The sequence below is a fragment of the Marinilactibacillus piezotolerans genome, from assembly GCF_900114235.1.
Classification (GTDB): domain Bacteria; phylum Bacillota; class Bacilli; order Lactobacillales; family Carnobacteriaceae_A; genus Marinilactibacillus; species Marinilactibacillus piezotolerans.
In genome coordinates, this window is record NZ_FOSJ01000118.1 from 1 (window position 1) to 1,305 (window position 1,305).

1 protein-coding gene and 1 pseudogene are annotated in these 1,305 nt (G+C 39.2%); both read right to left on the reverse strand.

The genetic code is table 11. From position 1 onward, the window contains the following. Positions 1-185: 185 nt before the first annotated feature. Entirely contained in the window at positions 186-941 is a 756-nt protein-coding gene (istB, locus tag BM212_RS12335) for an IS21-like element helper ATPase IstB (protein ID WP_022796280.1), read from the reverse strand. Further along, positions 931-1,305: pseudogene (locus BM212_RS12700) on the reverse strand (IS21 family transposase); the annotation flags it as partial. The pseudogene BM212_RS12700 and the gene istB, both read right to left, overlap by 11 nt.

Below are 1,305 nucleotides of genomic sequence, written 5' to 3' on the forward strand. Positions count from 1 at the left end.
TGACTACTGCCACACATTTGTACCATTGATGCCAACTTTCTTACCACTGTTTGCCAAAGAATGTACCACCTTTTGCCAGCTCGATGTACCACTAAAGAAATATCCCATAACCACTGTGATTTAAGTTAGTTATGGGACACCTTTACATAATCCATAGGATTATATTAGTTTTTCATAATAATATCTTAGAAGTTATTGGATAAACCCAGTCGTTCACGCATAGATGTTTCACCATCAATAGTGATGGTGTAGGAATTATGAACAATCCGATCAATAACTGCTTCTCCTGTGGGACCACCTCCCAGTTTAGAGTGCCATCCGGCTGTGTTGAACTGGGTACAGAAGATCGTAGAAGTCGTCTTTTCCCGTTTTTCTATGATTTCCATGGTCAAGTATAGTTCTTCTTCTGTTAAGTCATGAAGAAGCCACTCATCAATAATGAGTAGTTCTTTCTTGGTGTACTTACGCATTAATTTTTTATAGCTGTCATCTGGTTGATTTTTTGCTATCTTAAACTCATCTAGGAGTTCAGGTAGGCGAACATACTGAACTTTATAAAATTGACGACAAGCAGCTATACCAAAGGCACAGGCTAAGTAGGTTTTCCCAGCTCCAGTTGCTCCCATCAGAATGATGTTGTTCTTATTTTCTAAGTACAACCCAGAAGCTAAGCGTAAGATCTCTTCTTTTGGTAACCGTCGGTCTTCGAAATATTGAATCTCCTCAATTGATGCTGAAGGAACTTCGAATGCAGCTTGCCTTATTAAGCGTTGAAGCTTATTACTTTTGCGACGAGAATGTTCGCTGTCTACTAATAGCTTAAAGCGATCTTCGAAGCCCAGATCGTTATATTGCTTGTTTTGTGCCTGTTGCTTATAGGCCTCTGCCATGCCACTCATTTTCATTTCAATCAATTTTGTTATCGTATCTTCATTCATCATTTAAACGTCCTCCATAGTATCTAGCTCCACGGGTGAATCCATGGTTCTGAGTTAATTTATCTACTGCTTTCTTCATTTGTTCTTCTTTTATCTGCTTCTGATTATTTTTAAGGGCTGTTTTAACAAGAGAGACCGTCGGTCTTTCTGTGACGTCCAGTACCGTCTGGCAGGCTTTTTCCAATTCATACTTTGTGTGTTTGCGTAACACTTTCTTAAGAGTGAAAATGGACTGAACACCTTGTCGTTCAACGGCAGCGTTTTTTAGAATTAATTCGACCACTTGTAAGGTAGATCGTCCAATATCTTTTGCCCATGCAATGGCATTTTGTGGGGTTTGATCCGTATATAATTTATGGTTCTCTGG